Origin of the sequence: Streptomyces sp. NPDC096105, from assembly GCF_044763335.1 — a bacterium.
In the GTDB taxonomy this organism is placed as follows: Bacteria; Actinomycetota; Actinomycetes; order Streptomycetales; family Streptomycetaceae; genus Streptomyces.
In genome coordinates this window covers 68,962-89,193 of record NZ_JBIWGC010000009.1, presented here as the reverse complement: position 1 = coordinate 89,193, position 20,232 = coordinate 68,962, and the positions used below count along the sequence as shown (strand labels likewise).

Genomic DNA, 20,232 nt, shown 5'->3' with positions numbered 1-20,232 from the left:
CCGTTATTGGTTTCCTGCCGTTTCCGCCTACTTGAAGGAGGCCTCGGCGAAGATCTCCTGCGTCAGCGGCGACACGTTCGGCGGGTTGACGTTCTTGCCGAAGGCGATGGCCGGCGGGGAGGACGAGACCGGGACACCCGGCAGGTAGTCCATGATGACCTCGTTGGCCTTCTGGTACGCGGCGGTGCGCTCCTCGGCCTTGCCCATCTTCGAGCCGGCGTTCACCGCGTCGAAGACCTTCTTGTCCTTGAAGCCCCACTGCTTGTCGAACCCGGCGAACCAGGTGCCGATGAAGTTGTAGCCGTCGTTGAAGTCACCGGTCCAGCCGAGCATGTGCAGGGCGCAGGAGCCCGACTCGGTGGCGTCCAGGTAGTCCGGGGCCCACTTCATGGCCCGCGGCTTGACCGTGATGCCGGACTTCTCCAGGTCGGCCTTCATCAGCTCGAACAGGTCCTGCGGGGCAGGCATGTACGGGCGGGTGACCTCGGTCGGGTAGCAGAACTCGATCTGCAGCTTCTCCGCGCCGGCCTTCTTCAGCAGCTGCTTGGCCTTGGCGGGGTCGAAGGGGTACTGCGTGACGTTCTTGGAGTAGCCCTCGATCGTGTCCGGCATGAACTGGTCGGCCACCTTGCCGCCCTCGGGCAGCTGGGTCTTGACCAGGTTCTCCTTGTCGATCGACTGCGCGATCGCCTGGCGGACTTCCTTCTTCTTCAGGGCCGGGTTCGCCGACTGGCTCATGCCCACGTAGAAGAGGTTGAAGACGCCACGGGTCGGGACGACGTAGCCCTGCTCCTCGAGGGTCTTGACGTCGGCCGGGGCGACGAGGTCGTAGCCGTCGATGTCACCGGCCTGGAGCGCCTGGCGGCGGCCCTCCTCGGTGTCGATGGTGCGGAAGACCAGGTTCTTGATCTTCGCCTTCTCGCCCCAGTAGTCGTCGAAGCGCTCGAGGGTGACTTCCTTGTTGCCCTTGTTCCACTTGACGATCTTGTACGGGCCGGTGCCGGCGACCGTGCCGGCCTCCTGGCTGTACTTGGGGTACGTGATGGCGTCACCCTTGGCCGTGGCGTCCTGCTTCTTGTACGCCTCGATGGCCTTCGGCGAGTGGATCGCGAGGGCGTTCAGGGAGAAGCCGCCGGGGAGGTTGGCGGAGGGCTTCTTGACCTCGATGACGGCGGTGTTCTCGTCCTTCGCGGTGCAGGACTTGTAGTTCGCCTCGGGCGTCTCCGGGTCCTCGTTCTTCGCGAACCCGCCCATGATGGTCTGCCAGTAGTAGGAGACCGCGCTCGACTGGTAGGTGCCCTTCCAGTTGAACCAGTGGTCGTAGTTCGCGCAGACCGCCGCGGCGTTGAACTCCTCGCCGTCGTGGAACTTCACGTTCTTGCGGAGGTTGAAGGTCCAGACGGTGCCCGCGTCGTTGCTCGACCAGGTCTCGGCCAGGCCGCCGACCAGCTCGGTGCCGCCCGACTCGTGCTCGAGGAGGGCCTCGAACGCCTGGCGGGTCACGCGGAAGGTTTCACCGTCACTCGCGAGGGCAGGGTCCAGGGAGCCCGGGTCACCTGCACCGGCGAACACGAAGGTGTCCTTCTTGCCGCCGCTCTCGTTGTCACTGTCCCGCTCGCTGGCGCAGCCCGTGGCGATCAGACCGACCGCGACCGCGGCCGTGATCGCCCGAGCGGCTCGGGACTTGAATATGCGCATACTGGGGCCACTCCGGGTCCGCTATGTGGATGCATCTTGACCGGCCGAACACTACAGACGTTCGCAGTGAGTCAGGAACAGTCCGGATAGCGGTGATACCTACCTGAGATCTGAACAGTTGACATAAGGGACTCTTCCGGCATCTTCGCGCGGTGATGTAACGCGCCGGACACATGTGACACCCCGGCAAGTGCCGTTCCACAGGCCGCGGATGATTTGAAGACACAGTGAAACCGCAGGTGACAGGCGGTCAGCGGCAGGTAGCTGAGCGCATTCGACGGAATCTGACGCGAATTCAGCGGCCGAGGGGTCCGGACGGGAGCCGGACCGGCTCCCACTGTCCACATGCTGGACACGGTGACGCTGCGTCACCGTGCGCGAGAGCCCCCGGCGGCGGGTCGGCCGCGCCGGGGGCCCGGGAAGGACGTACCGGTCAGAGGCGGTGTGCGGGCGGGTAGCCGTAGCCCGCGGCGGGCGCCGGGGCGTGCGCCTCGCGGTCGTAGAAGGGGCGCGCGTTGACGCGCAGCCACATCGCCACCGGGTCGTGCTCGTCGGCCAGGGCGACGGTGGAGACGGGCAGCCCGTCGGGCACGGCGGGCAGGGACTGCCGCATCATCGCCCGCACCGACTCCACGGCGGGCGGCGAGGTGTCGTACACGTCCAGGCCGATGGCGAGGTACGGGGCGCCCAGCGCGGGCTGCACCCAGGCCCGGCGCAGCGCGCGCACGGCCGGGGTGCGGTGGGCGTTCTGCGCGAGGAGGGCGTAGAACTGCGGGATCTCGATGGCCGGCTCGGACAGCCGCAGCGGCCCGGCGGGCTGCTGGTCGAGGCCGCCGGCGATACGGCGCAGATCCAGCCAGGGGATACCGACGCCCCCGCCGGGCGCGTGCGGGTTGAGCCAGAGGCCGTGGCGGTCCGGGTAGAGGGCACGGGCCACCTCGAGCCCGTCCACCACCTCGTACGAGCGGTTCCAGCCGCTCGCGGACAGTTCCTGGGCGGAGGTCACGCAGGGCGCGTAGCCGTGGCCGTCGACCTCCATGGTCCCGTACTGGGCGTCGGGCGAGCCGGCCTGGCCGTGCCAGAGCAGCATCCAGACCCGGCCGGACGAGGGGGTGGCGAGCGCGCGCAGCAAGGCCTCGTAGGCGTCGTAACGCCCGGGCGTCACCTGGCGCAGCATGTGCTCGACCTGTCCGGCCGCCGCGGTGCCAGCGCTCACTTGTATCGCCCCTCCGTACAACGCCCAGCCGGCCAATGCCCCTAGCTTAAGCCGACGGCCTCCGCCGGTCTGCGGTCAGTGCGCGGAAGGCGGGGAGCGGTCGGTGCGCGGAAGGCGGGGGCGGCGCGTCAGGCCCGCTGGTAGAAGGGGCGGACCTTGGCGCGCAGCCAGTCGGCGACCGGGTCCTGGGCCACGTCGAGGACGACGAGGTTGACCGGCCAGCGGGCGGGGCTGCGGCCCAGGGCCCGGCCGAGGGCGTCCAGCGGCAGGGACCGGGGGTCGCCCTCCCAGTGCAGCAGTTCCACGCCGACGAACAGCACCGGGTCGGCCGTCTCGACGGCGGCGAGGCAGCGGCGGGCGGTCGCCACCACGCCGAGGGAGTCGAACTCCTGCGAGGCCGCGGCGAGGAAGTCCACCGGGTCGTCCTGCCAGTCGGGTTCGAACAGCCGGACCCGGCCGCCGCCCGCCGGGCCGTCCAGCGGGGAGCGCCCGGCCCGGCACAGATCGGCCACCGCGGCCGGCGGGAGCGGGACGGCGACCGTGCCGCCCGGGTTGACCACGATGCCGGCCTGCGGGGGCAGTCCGCGGGCGAACTCCACGGCGGGCGCGACGGTGCAGCCCATGTGGGAGCCGACGACCTGGCGGAACTGCTCCTCGGAGCTGAAGACCGGCACGTACGCCTGGCCGTCCAGTTCCATGGTGGGCAGGTCGAGGGGGCCGCTGTGCGGGCCGCCGCCGTTGGGCAGCGGCACCCACAGGAAGCTGCGGCCGAGCACCTCGACGATCCGGGGTCCCGCCGAGGGGACGCCCAGGGAGGCGGAGAGCGCCTCCTCCAGTTCGTTGCCGGGCCACCCGCCGTGCGGGTGGAAGTGCGTCCGGTCCGGGATGTCCGCCGGGAAGTCCATCTGTCGCCTACCGCCTGCCTGGTGCCACTGCTGTGGCGGAAAGGCTAGCCGGTTCCCCGGTGAAGCCGATCCGGCGCAGGGCGTTCGCGGCGTCCCGGTCGACGAGCACCGCCGACGCGCAGCCCTCCGGCACCCGGCCGGACTCCACCGCGTCCAGCAGCCTGCCGCACGCCGTGCGGTGCCGGCGGAAGGCGTACCGCGAGACGCCACGGCCCCGCTCCATCTGACCGGCCAGGGCCTCCTGGGGCGTGACGTCCAGTACCAGCAGATGCAGCGCGGCCCCGCGGCGCCGGGCCTCGCGGGCCAGCCAGCGCCGCACCCAGGTCTGCGTGCCGCAGTCGTGCACGACGACCGGCCGGCCGGAGCGCAGCGCGCGGCGCAGTCCCGCGTAGTGGGCGAGCCGGACCAGCGGGCGGTACACCGCGTACGGCAGCAGGCGGGGCATGCGCCGGTCCCAGCGGTCGCGGGCGTCCTGGGAGTCGACGCGGGCGCCGCGCACCGTGCGCCGCATCAGCGTGGACTTGCCGCTGCCGGGCAGTCCGGTGACGGCGACGAGGTCGCGGGGGCCGAAGAGCAGGGCGCGCGGGCTGCGGCCGGAGCGCTCGCGCAGGTCCTGGACGAGCGGGGCGGGCGCCGCGCCGCGGGCGCCGCCGGCCCCGTCCGCGTGCTGCCGCGGCAGCGCGACGCCTGTGGTGCCGGCGTACGCCGTGGGCCTGTTCACCGTGGTCGTCCTCCCCTGGGGCCGGATACGAGTTCCGATCCCCGCCGTGTGTAAAGAGAAGGTAATGCCAGGTCGCTCTCGGTTCCGTGTTCTTACCGATACAGGCCTGTCACAGCTCCCTGTGACCGAGCCTGCACGAACGGTGCACCCCCGGCAAGGGTCCCCCTGCCGGTGTCCGGCGATGCGTGCAATGATGTGCGCGCCAACTGCATACCGGCCGTTTGAATCCGCGCGGGAGAGTCCCCGGCACCGTGTGCCGCCGGGGCGCCGAAGGAGCAAGTCCCTCCCTTGAATCTCTCAGGCACCGTTACCGCGCGGGCGAGGCACATCTGAAAAGCGGGCCGCCGTCGCAGTGCTCCGGCGGCTCCACCCAAGGTGCAAGTCCTGATCGCCGTACCACCGGTGGTCATGGCGAACCTCTCAGGTTCCGATGACAGATGGGGAGGAAACGCCCTCGCCTTCCCCCACGCTCGAATTGAACTCGCGCGGGAGGGACCCCCATCGCCTTGGGAGACCGACCGATGAGCAGTAACGAACCCCGCCGCACCGCGCTCGATGCCCTGCACCGGTCGCTCGGCGCGACGATGACCGACTTCGCCGGCTGGGACATGCCCCTTCGCTACGGCTCCGAGCGCGACGAGCACAACGCCGTGCGCTCCAGGGCCGGCCTCTTCGACCTCTCGCACATGGGCGAGATCACGGTCACCGGCCCGCAGGCCGCCGCCCTCCTGGACCACGCGCTGGTGGGCAACATCTCGGGGGTGAAGCCGGGCCGCGCCCGCTACACGATGATCTGCCGCGAGGACGGCGGCATCCTGGACGACCTGATCGTCTACCGGCTCGAGGAGACCGAGTACCTGGTCGTGGCCAACGCCTCCAACGCCCAGGTGGTGCTGGAGGCGCTGACCGAGCGGGCCGCGGGCTTCGACGCAGAGGTGCGCGACGACCGCGACGCCTACGCGCTGCTGGCCGTGCAGGGCCCCGAGTCCCCGGCGATCCTGCAGAGCCTCACCGATGCCGACCTGGACGGCCTGAAGTACTACGCCGGTCTGCCGGGCGCCGTGGCCGGGATCCCCGCGCTCATCGCCCGCACCGGCTACACCGGCGAGGACGGCTTCGAGCTGTTCGTGAAGCCGGAGCACGCCGTGGAGCTGTGGCAGGCGCTGACCGAGGCGGGCGAGGGCCACGGGCTGGTCCCGTGCGGCCTGTCCTGCCGGGACACGCTCCGCCTGGAGGCGGGCATGCCGCTGTACGGCAACGAGCTGAGCACCTCCCTCACGCCCTTCGACGCCGGTCTGGGCCGGGTGGTGAAGTTCGAGAAGGAGGGCGACTTCGTGGGCCGCGCCGCCCTCGCCGAGGCCGCCGAGCGCGCCGCGCAGGACCCGCCCCGCGTCCTCGTCGGCCTGGTGGCGCACGGCCGCCGGGTGCCGCGCGCCGGGTACGCGGTGGTGGCCGGCGGCGAGGTGATCGGCGAGGTCACCTCCGGCGCCCCCTCCCCCACCCTGGGCAGGCCGATCGCCATGGCCTACGTCGACGCGAGCCACGCCGAGCCGGGCGCCGAGGGCGTCGGTGTGGACATCCGCGGCAGCCACGAGCCGTACGACGTCGTGGCGCTGCCGTTCTACAAGCGGCAGAAGTGACACCGTCGTAGACAGCCTCCGGGCCGTCCCCGCGCGTCCGCGGGCCGGACGTCCCACCCGTCCGGCCGCGTCCCGCACCGTCCCCGTCATCAGCAGTTTCCCGCGTACAGGAGAATTCCAGCCATGAGCAACCCCCAGCAGCTGCGCTACAGCAAGGAGCACGAGTGGCTGTCGGCCGCCGAGGACGGCGTGTCGACGGTCGGCATCACGGAGCACGCGGCCAACGCGCTCGGCGACGTGGTCTTCGTCCAGCTCCCCGAGGTCGGTGACACGGTGAGCGCGGGCGAGACCTGCGGCGAGCTGGAGTCCACCAAGTCGGTCAGCGACCTGTACTCCCCCGTCTCCGGCGAGGTCACCGAGATCAACGAGGACGTGGTGAACGACCCGGCGCTGGTCAACTCGGCCCCCCTCGAGGGCGGCTGGCTGTTCAAGGTGCGGGTCACCGACGAGCCGGCCGACCTGCTGTCCGCCGCCGAGTACGACGCGTTCATCGCGGGCTGAGGAGCCGTAGCCGCATGTCGCTTCTGAACACGTCCCTGCACGAGCTCGACCCGGCGGTGGCCGCCGCGGTCGACGCCGAGCTGCACCGGCAGCAGTCCACCCTCGAGATGATCGCCTCGGAGAACTTCGCCCCGGTCGCGGTCATGGAGGCCCAGGGCTCGGTCCTCACCAACAAGTACGCCGAGGGCTACCCCGGCCGCCGCTACTACGGCGGCTGCGAGCACGTCGACGTGATCGAGCAGATCGCCATCGACCGGGTGAAGGAGCTGTTCGGCGCCGAGCACGCCAACGTCCAGCCGCACTCGGGCGCCCAGGCCAACGCGGCCGCGATGTTCGCGCTGCTCAAGCCGGGCGACACGATCATGGGTCTGAACCTCGCGCACGGCGGGCACCTGACCCACGGCATGAAGATCAACTTCTCCGGCAAGCTCTACGACGTGGTCGCCTACCACGTGGGCGACGACGGCCGGGTCGACATGGCCGAGGTCGAGCGGCTGGCCAAGGAGAGCAAGCCGAAGCTGATCGTGGCCGGCTGGTCGGCGTACCCGCGTCAGCTCGACTTCGCCGCGTTCCGCCGGATCGCGGACGAGGTCGGCGCGTACCTGATGGTCGACATGGCGCACTTCGCCGGTCTGGTCGCCGCGGGCCTGCACCCCAACCCGGTGCCGCACGCCCACGTGGTGACCACCACCACGCACAAGACCCTGGGCGGTCCGCGCGGCGGTGTGATCCTGTCGACGGCCGAGCTGGCCAAGAAGATCAACTCCGCGGTGTTCCCGGGCCAGCAGGGCGGCCCGCTGGAGCACGTGGTCGCCGCCAAGGCGGTCGCCTTCAAGGTCGCCGCGAGCGAGGAGTTCAAGGAGCGCCAGCGCCGCACCCTGGAGGGCGCCCGCATCCTGGCCGAGCGTCTGGTGCAGGGCGACGCGAAGGCCGCGGGCGTCGACGTGCTGTCCGGCGGCACGGACGTGCACCTGGTCCTGGTCGACCTGCGGAACTCCGAGCTGGACGGGCAGCAGGCCGAGGACCGGCTGCACGAGGTCGGGATCACGGTCAACCGCAACGCGATCCCGAACGACCCGCGCCCGCCGATGGTCACCTCGGGTCTGCGCATCGGCACGCCCGCCCTCGCCACCCGCGGCTTCACGGCCGAGGACTTCGCCGAGGTCGCGGACGTGATCGCCGAGGCGCTGAAGCCGTCGTACGACGCCGAGGCGCTGCGGGCCCGGGTCGCGGCGCTGGCCGCGAAGCACCCGCTGTACCCCGGTCTGCGGTAACTTCATCCGCTTTTTGTACGGATGTACGGGGCATCGCGCACACTGGGTCGGTGGGCGCGGTGCCCCGCACCATGCCCCGCATGAACGATTCACCCGTGCTCTCGACCCACTGAACCGCCCTTCCCCCGGTGGACAGCGTCGTCCGCCGAACCTTGAGGAGTCCTCCCGTGGCCATCTCGGTCTTCGACCTGTTCTCGATCGGCATCGGCCCGTCCAGCTCGCACACGGTCGGCCCGATGCGGGCGGCCCGGATGTTCGCCCGGCGGCTGCGCAACGAAGACCTGCTGGAGTCCGTCGCCTCGGTGCGGGCCGAGCTGTACGGCTCCCTGGGCGCCACCGGGCACGGGCACGGCACGCCCAAGGCGGTGCTGCTCGGCCTGGAGGGCGACTCGCCGCGCACGGTGGACGTGGAGTCGGCCGACGAACGGGTGGAGAAGATCAAGGAGGGCGGCCGGATCCGCCTGCTGGGCGAGCACGAGATCGGCTTCTCCTTCGACGACGACCTGGTGCTGCACCGCCGCAAGGCGCTCCCCTACCACGCCAACGGCATGACGCTGTGGGCGTACGACTCCTCCGGCGCGGAACTGCTGACGAAGACGTACTACTCGGTCGGCGGCGGCTTCGTCGTCGACGAGGACGCGGTGGGCGAAGACCGCATCAAGCTCGACGACACCGTGCTGAAGCACCCCTTCCGTACCGGTGACGAGCTGCTGCGTCTCACCAAGGAGACCGGCCTGTCGATCTCCGCGCTGATGCTGGAGAACGAGCGCGCCTGGCGGACCGAGGAGGAGATCCGCGAAGGGCTGCTGGAGATCTGGCGCGTGATGCGGGCCTGCGTGGACCGGGGCATGTCCCGCGAGGGCATCCTGCCGGGCGGTCTGAAGGTGCGCCGCCGCGCCGCGAACACCGCGCGCAAGCTGCGCTCGGAGGGCGACCCGCAGGCGCTCGCCATGGAGTGGATCACCCTGTACGCCATGGCCGTGAACGAGGAGAACGCGGCCGGCGGCCGGGTCGTCACGGCCCCGACCAACGGCGCGGCCGGCATCATCCCGGCCGTCCTGCACTACTACATGAACTTCGTGCCGGGCGCCGACGAGGAGGGCGTGGTGCGCTTCCTGCTCGCGGCCGGCGCCATCGGCATGCTCTTCAAGGAGAACGCCTCCATCTCCGGCGCCGAGGTCGGCTGCCAGGGCGAGGTGGGCTCCGCCTGCTCGATGGCGGCGGGCGCCCTCGCGGAGGTGCTGGGCGGCTCCCCCGAGCAGGTGGAGAACGCGGCCGAGATCGGCATGGAGCACAACCTCGGCCTGACCTGCGACCCGGTGGGCGGCCTGGTGCAGATCCCCTGCATCGAGCGCAACGGCATGGCCGCGGTGAAGGCGGTGACCGCCGCGCGGATGGCGATGCGCGGCGACGGCTCCCACAAGGTGTCCCTGGACAAGGTCATCAAGACGATGAAGGAGACCGGCGCGGACATGTCGGTCAAGTACAAGGAGACGGCGCGCGGCGGGCTCGCGGTGAACATCATCGAGTGTTGAGGAAGGACGCGTCGTCCTGCTCCTCGTGACGCCGGACCTCGGCCATGGCGGCACGCAGTGCGTCTGCGCTCACGAGCTGACTCACCGGGGCGGAGGAGCTGAGGAACAGTACCTCCCGGCCTTCGGGGAGCCGGTCGACGAGATCGGGCACCGACATCACCTCGTGGGGCGGCAGCCGCTCCCCGTCCGCTTCCGGTGCGGGAGAGAAGACCGGGACGGCGGGCGTGCCGTCGGGTGCCTCCGCCACCGTCGGACCACCGGCGGCGTCGACGCAGACGGCCACCTCGGCGTCGGCGAGGACGAGGGCGAGCAGTTCCTCGGAGTCGTAGCCGGTGGCCACCAGGCGCACCGCGGCGTCGGCCGGGCTGACCGGCGGGCCCCAGCCGTAGGCGTCGGGCGAGGGGCGGTAGGCGGCGTTCTCCGCCCACTCGACGATCTCGCCCCGGGCGTCGCTGCGCCAGTGCCCCCGCACCGCCCAGGCCGGCGGCACCTCGCCGGCCACGCCGTTCCAGTGCCGGTCGACCGCCGAGAGCCACTGGTCGGGAGCGCGCCGGGCGACGGCCACGTAGTCGTCCGGGGGATCGGGGAAGCGGGGGTGACCGCGCGGGACGACGGCCGGAGCGGTTCCGGCCGGAGCGTCTTCCTCCACCGGGGAAGCGGGCGGGGCGGGAACGGGGGAAGGGGACGGGAGCGCGATCATGCCCTGTCTCCGTCTCCGAGTCCGCCCTCGTCCCCGCCCTCGGCGGACGCGGCGGTGGACGGGGTCTCCGTGGCCGCGGAGGCGGCCTCCTCCACAGCGTCGCGCAGCGCGGCGCTGTCGACCGTCATGCTGACCGGTCCGGAGGGGTTGAGGTACAGCAGGTGCCCCTCCGGGAGACGGTCCAGGACGTCCGCCGCGGGGAGCAGTTCGTAACCGAGGCGGCCGGCCGCCTCGAGGTGCACGGGCGAGGTGAAGACCGGGACCACCGGCTGCCCGTCCGGGGAGACGGCCGAGAGAGGTGTCCGACCGGGGCCCAGGAGCATCGCCACCTCGGCGGCGGCCAGGGTGCGTGTCACCGCGTCGCCGGGGCCGTACCCGGTCGCGGCGAGCTGGACCGCCTCGTCGACGGGGTCGGTGGGAGCGGGCCAGTCGAGCGCCTGCGGCGAGGGCCGGTACTCCTCGTTGGGTCGCCACTCCGCGATCTCGCCGTCGACGTCGGACCGCCACTGGCCGACCACCGCCCAGCTCGGCGGCTCCCCCGGACCGCTCCACGTCGGGTCCACCATGCCCAGCCAGTGGTCGGGAGCAAGCCGCGCCGCCTCCCTGATCTCCTCCGGCAGTGGTGGCGCGGTGTCCTCGTCGTGCCCGGTCGCGGCGGCTGCGGTGGTGTCGCTCATGGGGTCCTCGGGAAAAGTCGGGGATGGTTGTTCAGGATCTGCCAGATGTTCTGGTGGAGATCCGCGGACGGGACACGGCCCCGGTCGTGGAACCAGTCCTCGGCCAGCCGGCGCAGCCGCTCGAGGGCGGCCGGGCCGTCTGCGGTGTCGGGGACGACGGCGGGGCCGAGCGCCGTCAGCAGTTCGAGTACGTCGTCCAGGGTGTGCTGGTGGGCGAGGAGCCAGGCCGCTTCGTCCGGGTCCTGCGTCCAGAGCGGTCCGTCCCCCGGCCGGTCCATCTCGGCCAGGGCGTGCTCGTCGGGGAAGAGGCCGTCGACGGCCACATGGGTGCGCAGCTCCTCCTCCGTGAGCGGAGCGATACGCCAGTAGCGTCCCCAGTTGTCCATGTAGTCGAGGTCGGACGGCTCGTTCGTCCCACCGGCCCGCAGCTCGTCCAGGAGGAGCTGGGAGGCCCTCATGATCTCGTGCACCGAGTGGTGGCGGACGGGCAGCATCACGGCCATCAGCGCGAGCCGCACCACTCCCAGGTCGATGTCCAGCCCCCATGCGTCGCGCATCCCCACCGCCTGGCGCAGCAGCCGGTACGTGGTGCCGGAGGTTCCGCCCAGCACCAGGCCTCCGGTGGCCTCGGCGGCGGACGGCAGGGCGGTGCTCATCGCGATGTCCCAGCGGGTCTCGCCGGGGATCCAGTGCAGGAGGCCGTCCGGCATCAGCGCCCTTTCGGCGTCGCTCAGCGGCGGCCGGACGTCCTCGGGTGACATCGGTATGCGCAGGGCGCTCTCCAGGCGGGCGAACCACTCGCGCTCGGCGGGGGTCAGGCTGCCGCGGCGGGCGGCCAGGGCCTCGTACTCGACCAGGTCGGGAGCGGGCAGCCGGTCCGCGCGCTCGTCCTGTATCACGGGCGGGTTGAGAGGGGGGATGCCCAGCAGGTCGAACGTGGTTCTCTCGGCGATCCAGAGCAGCCCCATGCGCTCACGCAGGTTGCCGGACGTGGCGACCGCCTCGATGCGGTCCCGGTCCAGGCCGACCGCACCGTCGATGGTGGCGTCGTCCGAACCGAGCTCGCGCCAGCGGCCTTCGGCGTCCGCGCGCCGGAACAGCTCGGTCGTCATGGCGCCGATCTGCGCGTCGATGTCCAGCTTGCGGGCGCGATCCAGCCCATCGTTGAGGTAATCACCCAGACGCTTCTCGAAGCGTTCGGCGTGTTCCAGGTAGGACACCCGGCCGCGGATCCAGGCCGGTGCCCGGTCCGGGGTCCGGGCGAACGCCAGCTCCCGCAGCCGGCGGCGGACCGCCGGGGGTGCCTCGTCGATCGCCCGCGCGATGCGCGGCAACCGTGTGGCCCGCTCCCCGTCCGGGGCTTCGGAGCCGGCCGTCGGCCCTCCGGAGGCGGGCGGCGGAACGGCGGCGGGCCGGCCGACCAGCCACCGGCCGCCGTCACCGAGCAGGAGCACGTCCGGCCGCACCGCGGCCGGGGTCCGTGTCCGCGGGTCCGCCGTCCGGTGGGCCCGGTCGGCAGGAAGAGGACCGTCCCCGGTGGTGGAGGCACCGTCCCCGGTGGGGGAGGCGCCCCGGCCGGCCCGTGACGGGACGGAGGCGGCCGGGCCGGCCCCCGGCACGGCGGGGATCCCCGGGGCGGAGCCGAGGACGGTGACCGTGCCGTCGGGCTCCGCCACGGTGACCGCCCCGTCCGGTTCCGCCGCGGCGGCCGTCACTCCGAGCACGCGCGCCGCGGCGGCCAGCAGCGGAACGAGCGGCGGCTCGGTGTCCGGTCCCGCAAGGGCGGGATCGGCGAGCAGCAGCCGCAGCCGTACCGCGGGCGCGATGTCGTGGCCGGCCACCGGCAGGCTGCCGCCGAGCAGGACGGCTTCCGTCCGCAGGGCATCGGTGAGCCGCTGGCCCGCGCTCTCCAGCAGGGAGAGCGGTACCGTCGCCGACCGGTCCAGCCGGGGCACCTGCTCCCCGGTGAGGTGGTCGTCGTGGAGGGCGTCCGCCAGCCATTGGCGGAAGGCGGCACTCCGCCCGGGCTCCGCCGCCGGAAGCAGCCCGGCCAGCGGCTCGTGTTCCCCGAAGGCGGCCAGCAGCGCGGTCTCGGCGGTACGGCCGGGCGCGGCGGTCACGGGGCGCAGGGCGTACCGGGTGCCGTCGAGGACGGCCTCGTCGTCGCCGGTCCGCCGCAGTGTCCCGCGGGTGGCGGGCGGCGATGCCACCGTACCGGCGGGCTCGGCCCCGGGCGAGGGGGACGGTGTGCCGCCGGGGGCGGCTCCGCCGTCCGTCGTGTCCGACGGCACCGTCCCGGCGGCCGGTGGGATGTGCGCGGTGGTGTCGGCGTTGTGGTAGGCCCGTGGGGGGTACGGGGGGAGTTCCGCGACGGTGAGAGCGGCGTAGGGCTCGTCGACGGTTTCGTCGTCGTGAACCTCCCGGGCGACCACGGACAGGGCACGGCCCGGTGGATAGAGAACCTCCTGCTCTCCGGGCCACATGGAGAACGGCGCGACCAGCGGGGCGCTCGACCTGAGCAGACGGCCGAGGACCGGGTGGCGGTCCGCCTCCCCCTCGGCGTCGTGGCGGACGAAACTCCGGGCCAGGTCCGGGCGTTCGGTGGTACTGCGGAAGCGGGTGACGAACAGCGTGCCGTCGTGCAGCAGCGGGGAGGGGCCCGGCGCGTCGACGGGGCCGGGCAGCCAGCCGCCCCACCAGACCGGGGCGGCCACCGGGGGCAGCGTCTCCAGCGCCTCGGTGGCCATGTCGACGTGCAGCGCCAGTTCGCCGAAGATCCTGTCGGCGACCCGGTTCACCCGGTGCCGCACATCGGTCAGGTCCGCAGGGTCGGGGTCCTCTCCCAGGTCGGTGAGGTCGGAGATCGCGTCCTCCAGTTCCTCGTCCTGGAGCAGGAGTTCGGGCCGGGAGAAGTAGCTGCCGTGGGCATCGGTCAGGGTCAGGTCCCACACCTGGCGGCGGAACAGCCACCGGGCGCCCGCCCGGCCGAAGCGGCTGGCCAGGACGAAGGTCTTGAACAGCTTGTGGTCGGTACCGGTGTAGCGGAACATCGCCGTCAGGTGGCCCGGCGCCAGCGCCGTGAGCGCACGGCGGCCCTCCTCCCCGAACCTCTCCAGCCACTGCCTGGCGCTCTCGGCACGTTCGGCCAGGTCCTCGGGGACTTCGGTGCCGGACAGGGCCGCGGACAGCGCGGCGATGATGTCCTGGGGCACCTCGATCTCGTGGGAGGAGCGGAAGCGGGTGGTGCTGTCGTAGGCCGCGTGGTGCGGCAGGGGGACCGCCAGGTGGGGAGCGAGGGCGCGGCGGGCCCAGAGATGGAGCCGGGCGCCGTCGCGGGAGAGCGCGGCGCGCTCCTCGTCGGTGCCCACGCCGGCGAGGTGGGAGGCGCGCAGTACCTCGGCCAGGGACTGGCTGTTCGTGAGCACCGACCAGGCCACCACGGCCGAGCGGAACGCAAACGTCCGGGCGGGGTCCGCTCCGGTCAGCCGGTATGCCTGGAGCAGCCAGAGGGCGGGGCCCACGGTGCCGCCGACATAGCGGAAGCCCCGGTCGTCGTGGGCCAGGGGATAGACGCCCTGACGGTGGCCACGCGGATGGGGCGGGTAGGGGGAGCCGATCCGGCCGGGCGCGATGTGACGCAGACTGGTGGGCGCGGGACCATAGGCGGCCGTGGCGAACGCTTGCATCAGCTGGACGAAGTCGGGCCCGCTCTCCAGGAACCGCGCCAGGGCGCGGCCCGGCTCGGCAGGCTGCGGGCCGTTCGGTTCCGCCGGGGTGACGAAACCGAAGGCCTGGTCGGCACCGTGCGGACCGTGCGTCGCGGCGATCTGCCGGTGCAGCCGGGTGATGTCGTCGACGAGCATCTCGCTGGTCCGCGGCCGGGCGGCGATGTCCCGGGCCAGGGCGACCTCGTACCCGTAGCTGTACTGCCGCCAGTCCCGCCGGGCGTACAACTGGGCGAAGCGGATGGTGTCGGGTCCGCCGGGAACCCGCCAGCGGGACACCGACCAGGGGTTGCCGGGCAGCGTCGCCTGCCCGACGGGGCCGTCCGGGGCCACGACCTCGAAGGGCGGGTCGGGCAGTACTCCCGTCGAGCGCTCGGGGGGAGCGACGCGCAGCCAGCGGCCGGCGGTGCCGTCGGCGTTCTCCAGCACGTGGATGACGGCGCCCTGGCTGCCGTCCGGGCGGCGTTTCGGGACGACGGCGACTCTGCTGGTGGAGACGTACACGGCCAGGCCGGTGGTGGCGGCGATGCCCTGGGCACGGCGCACGGTCTCCTCCGGATCGGTGCCGCGGACGGGGGTACAGGCAAGGTCGGTGACGCTGGTGAAGCCCGCCGCCGACGCCTGGGGGCCGAGGCGCCGGCCGACCGTCTCCCCCGTCGCGCCGGACGGCAGGCCGTCCGGGCCGGCCACGGTGAAGCCGCCGTCCCGGCCGTGCGAGCTCCAGTAGAACGTGCCGCTGGAAGTGGTGGCGGGCAGCGGCCGGCGTCGGGCGGTCAGGATGCCGCCGGGACCCCTGCTCCACTCGGTGTAGTGAGTGGCGTCCCGCAGACCCGGGTAGAACGGCGCGCGCAGCGACCACTGACGGGCCGGATAGGAGGCGAGGCCGATGAGCCGTCCGTCGGCATGGATCTCCTGGGTGATCACGTCGCCGGGCGACGTGAGGGTGCGTCCGTCCGCCCACGGGGAGTTCCAGTAGTCGGGCTCGGGGTAGTGCGGGGTGGCGGCTCGCTCCGCCGGGCCCGCGGGCGGCGCGGCCGAGCGATCGGCGAGGACCACCAGGGTGTAGCGCAGGCCGGTGTCGGGGTCGGTCTGCGGGGTGCGGGAGACGACGGTGAACTCGGTGGGGGCGGCGTGCACCGCCAGGCGTTCCGCCGGATCGGCCGTGTAGGGACTGATGTCGCGGGCCGGGGAACGCTCCTCCTCGTAGAGCACCGGGTGGCGTCCGGCGGCCCGGTCACCGGCCAGCGCCCGCAGGGCCGCGGCCCTGCTCAGCCGTACGCGGTGCAGCCGGGCCGCGGTGACCGAGCCGGGCAGAGCCTCGGTGGCCTGCTGGGAGGCGGGCGGCTCGCCGGGCAGCCAGGCGCCCCACCATGCGCGGGTGTTCACCGGCGGCAGCAGGGCCAGTGCCTCCAGGCCCACGGCGGTGTGCTGGTCGGCACGGGCACGCAGAATGTCCGCGGAGCGGGCCAGGGCGGACCGCAGCTCGGTCAGGAGGCCATCGGCGGGCAGGGCACCGGCCCGGGCGAGGATGTCGCCGACATCGGGCAGTTGCCTCAGCAGCACGGGAACGTCGCCGGTGCGGCCGTCCACCGCGGCGGTCAGGGCGGCGCGGGCCACCGGGATCACCGGGCGGCCGTCGAACAGCGCCGCGTCGGGGCCGCCGAGCAGGTACAGCGCGGTGAGGTGGGGGGCGTCCAGGCCGTCCAGGGCCGAGCCGCCGTGCCTGCGGGTGCGCTCCAGCAGCGCCTGCTCCCGGTCCGGCAGCCCCTCGGGCGCGTGGTCGGTGGTGAAGATCCGCTCACCGCGCCGGATGGCGTCGGCGAGACCGTCGGGCAGCGTCCAGGTGCCGGTGTACCCGGCGTCGATCCGGCCCGCGTCGGTGGCGTACAGGGCGCGGTGCGGCGGGCGCAGCGCGGCGGGGTCCGGGGCGCCGGGACGGTCGGCGGGGCGCAGGGTGCTCTCCGCCCACCTGTACAGATGCGCGGCGTCGCCGAGGACGGCGGCGCGTTCGGCGCTGTCGCCGAGGCCCACGGCGTGCGAGGCCCGCAGGACCTCGATCAGCGAGTGGCGGCCGCCGGGCAGCAGCCAGCCGAGGACCGCCTCGCGGAAGGCGATCGTGTCCGCGCGGCGCGTACCGGGCAGCAGGAGATGCCGTTCCAGGGCCATGCGCGCGAGGTGGGCGGGTCCCTCGCCGAGCGGGATGCCACGGTCCCGGTGGTCACGGCGGTGGTTGCCGTCCTCACCGTGCGGCCGGGCCGGGCCGGGCCGGCCGGTCAGGCCGACGCCACGGGCGTAGACGGCCATCAACCGCGACAGGGACACATCCGCGTCGGGCGCGAGGAACCGGTCCAGGGAGGTGAGCGGGTCGGGCCCGGTGGCCTCGTCCCCCAACAGTACGGCCGCGGCCCGGGCCGGGTCGCCGGTCCGCCCGAGGTGGAGGCGGTGCACGGCGCGCACGGCGGCGCGGACGGTCTCCAGGACCTTCAGGTCGAAGGCCAGCACCAGACCCAGGGTGCGCTCCCACGCCCGGCTCGCCTCGGCCCAGCCGGGGGCGGAGTAGAGGGAGGAGAGCAGGTCGGCGAACCTGGGGTCCTCCTCCCGGACGGCCGGGGTGACGGAGGACCCGACGGTCCGGCCGGGCCGCGGCTGCCCGGAGGCGTCCGGGCGGGAACCGGCGCGTACCGCGTGGCCGTCGCCCGGGGAGGCGAAGAACACGGTGCCGCCGGCCACGGGCAGGGAGACATGCCCCGTCTCCCCCTCCTCGAAGGTGGTGCCGCGGGACGCGAAGGGGACCGAGGGCGACGGGGGGAACACGGCGTGGCGGCGCCCGGCCGGCTCCCGGGAGGTGTGGGCGGTCAGTCCTGACCAGCCGCCGTCGGGGGCGACGACGGCGCGGGTGACGGTCTCCCGGCCCCAGGCGGGAGCGGAGTCCGGACCGGAGACGTCCCGGAGCAGGACGTGGGTGTAGACGCGGTCGAGCGCGGCGTCGTGGCGCAGTTCGCGGGAGATCTCCTGGAAGCGGGGCGGGTGCGGGTGGAGCGCCGTGCGCTGGTCCGGGAAGCGGGCGAGGGGCCCGATGTCCCGTGCGAGGTGGTCGCGCACCTCGTAGAGCACCAGCTGGCGCCCGGCCGGGGGCGGCACGGCGGCGAACCGGCGTACGGCGGAGTCCCGGGACGTGTGGAAGTCGCGCCAGGTGGGCCGGGTGTGGACGGCGCCCGGCCGGCCGGTGGCGACGTCCACGGCGGAGCCGGTCTCCCAGTCGGCCCAGTAGACGGGGGTGTCCATCGGTGGCAGCAGTGCCAGCGCCTCCCGCGCCATACGCGCCAGCAGGATCAGTTCGGTACGGGCGTCGTCCGCGAGTTCGACGGCGCGGCTGCCGGCCCGTTGTGCCGGGGCCCGGCGCATCGCCTGCCCGTCGGGGCCGGCAGGCGTCCGGGCGGCCTGGCGGGCCAGCGTGCGCAGCCGGGTGTCGCGGAGCAGCACCAGCGGGTAGTGCGCGTCGGGCGCGCCCCGGGCGACCAGGCCGACGGCCTCCGCGGCCAGGTCCCGGCGGAACCGCTCGCCGGCGTCGGGGGCCGTGCTCCCGGCGAGTTCGATCAGTGCCGCGTCGCGGCCGCTGGCCAGGTACAGCGCGGCCACGTGCGCGGCGGTCAGGCGACGCGGCAGGTTCGGGGCCCCGTGCCGCAGCAGCCAGGCCCGCAGCGCGGCGCGCCGGCTGCGGGCGGCGGCTCCGCCGGGCCACGGCAGCGTCTCCAGGTCGGCGGCGCTCCACAGGTCACCGGCCAGCCCGGTGAGCACGGTGATCGCGGCCGGTTCGGCGGCCCCGCCGGTGATCCAGGGGGTGAGCCAGGCGGTGCGCAGCCGGTAGAGCCGCTGGTGGGGCAGGATCAGGTGCTCGGACCGGCCGGGGTCGAGACCGGGGACGGCCCGTCGCCCGCCCGGGTCCCCGGCGGGCCGGGAGCGGGGCGAGAACACGGCGTCGGCCCAGCTGTACAGCGCCACCGCGTCCACCTCGGCGGGCCGCGGTTCACCGGTACCGCGGACGCCCGCCGCCTGCGCGGCCTCCAGCAGCTCGGCCAGCGAATGGCCGCCGCTGGACAGTTGGTCGGCCAGGAACGCGGTGCGCAGCCCCAGGAGGCTCTCGGGGCCGGTCCCGGGCAGGGTGGCGTGGGCCCGCAGCATCCACTCGATCCGGTGGGGGTGCCCTTCCTGCGCCGGGTGGCCGAGCCGGTCGTGGCGGTCGCGGTACCAGCTGCCCCCGGGGCGGTGCGGCTCGGGACGGGCCACGGTGAGGGGCAGACCGCGGGTGTTGAGTTCGGGGCGGTCCCGCCACAGGCGACGCAGGGAGTGCCGTCCGGAACGGTCCAGCGGCCCGTACATGGCCTCGGTGTAGGCGTCGACGACGGTACGGAGGTCGCTGCGCCCCAGGAAGTCCTCCAGTCGCTCGGCGGGTCCGCGCCCCGGGGAGGGATCGGCGGCGAGGCCGAAGAACGCGGTGGCCGCGGCGTCGGGGCCGAGATGGGCGGAGAGGTGGGCGAAGAGGGTGCGCCCGGCGTCACGGGCGGCGTCGAGGACGGCGCTGTCCCGAGACAGGAACCGGCCCAGGGCGCGTTGGTACTGAGCGGCCAGTGGCCACCAGCGCGGATCGACGTGGAACGCGTCGGGGCCGTCGGGGCCGACTGACGGTGGCGTGGGGGTCGTCGTCGCCCCGGAGACGACGGGAGCTTCTGTGACGCGGACTTCGGCGAGGGGCAGGTGGTGCTCGCCGACGTAGGAGACCCGGCGGTGTTCCCGCAGGAAGGTCCACCCGGGCGGGTAGAGGGCCTCCGTCTCCTTGTAGTACCTGGCGAACATGGCGATTTCCCGCGCCTGGGAGAGGGGGACCTCGGTGATCTGCGCGTGGTGCCCCGCAGGTGTGGGGCGCTTCAGGTCCAACGCGAACTTCAAGGCACTCCCGCGGTCCAGGGAGGTGCTGCGGAAGAACGGCATGGTGATCCGCTGCCCCCCGTAGAGCGCCGAGTTCCGCGACGGCCGGTGCACGGACCCCGGCACGGCCCGGTCGCCCCACCACACGGTGCGGTTGGCGGGGGGCAGCAGTTCCAGGGCTTCGGCGGCCATGTCGATGTGCAGGGGCAGGAGGGCGTGGACGTCGTGGGCGACGGCGTCGAGCCGCCGGAGCGCCCGCACCAGCTCCATCGATCCGTCGTCCGAGTCCGCTGCCCACACGTCCTGGAAGACGCCTTCGAAACCTGGCCGCATGCGCAGGACGTACGGCAAGTCCTTGTATTCCTCTTGGCCCAGCTCGACCAGGTTCAAGACCGTCCGGCGCACCAGCCAGCGGCTCATGCCCCGGCCCAGCCGCTCGCCCTTCAGATACGCCTTGATCAACTGATAGTCGGAAAAGCTGTAGATGTACAGGGCCGTCATATGACCGGGTCCCAGGCGGCGCAACGCCTGGCGGCCCACGTCGCCGTAGCGCGCGAGCCACGCTTCGGCGACCTCCTGGCGTTCCTCGTCGAGCTCGGCGTCGACGCTGCCCGGCTCGAGCAGCTCCTGCACCATGTCCGTCAGGTCCTGCGGTACGTCGAGATCGTCTGTCATCGTCGCCGAGAGGCTCACGGTGTCGCTGTAGAGCCTTTC

Annotated in this window: 11 protein-coding genes and 1 riboswitch (1 of these 12 only partly in view); of the genes, 4 read left to right on the top strand and 7 right to left on the bottom strand. The window is 73.2% G+C overall.

All coding sequences use genetic code 11. The features are described 5' to 3' along the window. Nucleotides 1–27: 27 nt before the first annotated feature. From ACIQ8B_RS16580 to ACIQ8B_RS16565, 4 genes are all read right to left on the bottom strand, one after another. The gene (locus ACIQ8B_RS16580; RefSeq protein WP_403547523.1) at nt 28–1,698 is read right to left on the bottom strand and encodes an ABC transporter substrate-binding protein; all 1,671 of its coding nucleotides are present in this window, start codon (nt 1,696–1,698) and stop codon (nt 28–30) included. A gap of 433 nt (nt 1,699–2,131) precedes the next feature. Beyond that, nucleotides 2,132–2,914 carry an enhanced serine sensitivity protein SseB C-terminal domain-containing protein gene (locus ACIQ8B_RS16575; RefSeq protein ID WP_241911213.1) on the bottom strand — a complete coding sequence of 261 codons (783 nt, stop codon included), beginning with the start codon at nt 2,912–2,914 and terminating at the stop codon, nt 2,132–2,134. Nucleotides 2,915–3,042: 128 nt separating this feature from the next. Then, a complete protein-coding gene (locus ACIQ8B_RS16570) occupies nt 3,043–3,819 on the bottom strand; it encodes an enhanced serine sensitivity protein SseB (RefSeq protein ID WP_106412326.1) in 777 nt (258 codons plus the stop codon). 7 nt (nt 3,820–3,826) lie between these two features. Next, complete coding sequence (locus ACIQ8B_RS16565; protein WP_290010135.1) at nt 3,827–4,540, bottom strand: AAA family ATPase; 714 nt, start codon at nt 4,538–4,540, stop codon at nt 3,827–3,829. 222 nt (nt 4,541–4,762) lie between these two features. Next, nucleotides 4,763–4,863: riboswitch (glycine riboswitch) on the top strand. 198 nt (nt 4,864–5,061) lie between these two features. Here ACIQ8B_RS16565 and gcvT point away from each other — a divergent pair. The 4 genes from gcvT (at nt 5,062) to ACIQ8B_RS16545 (ending at nt 9,490) form a co-directional block, all read left to right on the top strand. Further along, nucleotides 5,062–6,180: a glycine cleavage system aminomethyltransferase GcvT gene (gene gcvT, locus ACIQ8B_RS16560; protein ID WP_403547520.1), complete on the top strand. Its 1,119-nt coding sequence runs from the start codon at nt 5,062–5,064 to the stop codon at nt 6,178–6,180. A gap of 123 nt (nt 6,181–6,303) precedes the next feature. Next, complete coding sequence (gcvH, locus tag ACIQ8B_RS16555; RefSeq protein ID WP_106412329.1) at nt 6,304–6,681, top strand: glycine cleavage system protein GcvH; 378 nt, start codon at nt 6,304–6,306, stop codon at nt 6,679–6,681. Between the two features lie 14 nt (nt 6,682–6,695). Next, complete coding sequence (gene glyA, locus ACIQ8B_RS16550; RefSeq protein WP_106412330.1) at nt 6,696–7,955, top strand: serine hydroxymethyltransferase; 1,260 nt, start codon at nt 6,696–6,698, stop codon at nt 7,953–7,955. A gap of 167 nt (nt 7,956–8,122) precedes the next feature. Then, entirely contained in the window at nt 8,123–9,490 is a 1,368-nt protein-coding gene (locus ACIQ8B_RS16545; RefSeq protein ID WP_403547517.1) for an L-serine ammonia-lyase, read from the top strand. Here ACIQ8B_RS16545 and ACIQ8B_RS16540 read toward each other — a convergent pair. The 3 genes in view from ACIQ8B_RS16540 to ACIQ8B_RS16530 are tightly spaced (each overlapping or abutting the next) and all read right to left on the bottom strand, a layout consistent with a single transcriptional unit that may run on beyond the window. Continuing rightward, nucleotides 9,477–10,190, bottom strand: a complete 714-nt coding sequence (locus ACIQ8B_RS16540) for a type VII secretion system-associated protein (RefSeq protein ID WP_403547515.1) — start codon at nt 10,188–10,190, stop codon at nt 9,477–9,479. The genes ACIQ8B_RS16545 and ACIQ8B_RS16540 overlap by 14 nt on opposite strands. Further along, nucleotides 10,187–10,867, bottom strand: a complete 681-nt coding sequence (locus ACIQ8B_RS16535) for a type VII secretion system-associated protein (protein ID WP_403547513.1) — start codon at nt 10,865–10,867, stop codon at nt 10,187–10,189. Before ACIQ8B_RS16535 ends, ACIQ8B_RS16540 begins: the two co-directional genes overlap by 4 nt. After that, nucleotides 10,864–20,232: the final stretch of an inositol polyphosphate kinase family protein gene (locus ACIQ8B_RS16530; RefSeq protein WP_403547511.1), read on the bottom strand. The gene runs 20,661 nt beyond the window's last position; 9,369 of the gene's 30,030 nt are visible here — the last part of the coding sequence; its start codon lies beyond the right edge, outside the window — the gene reads right to left on this strand; the stop codon is at nt 10,864–10,866. Before ACIQ8B_RS16530 ends, ACIQ8B_RS16535 begins: the two co-directional genes overlap by 4 nt.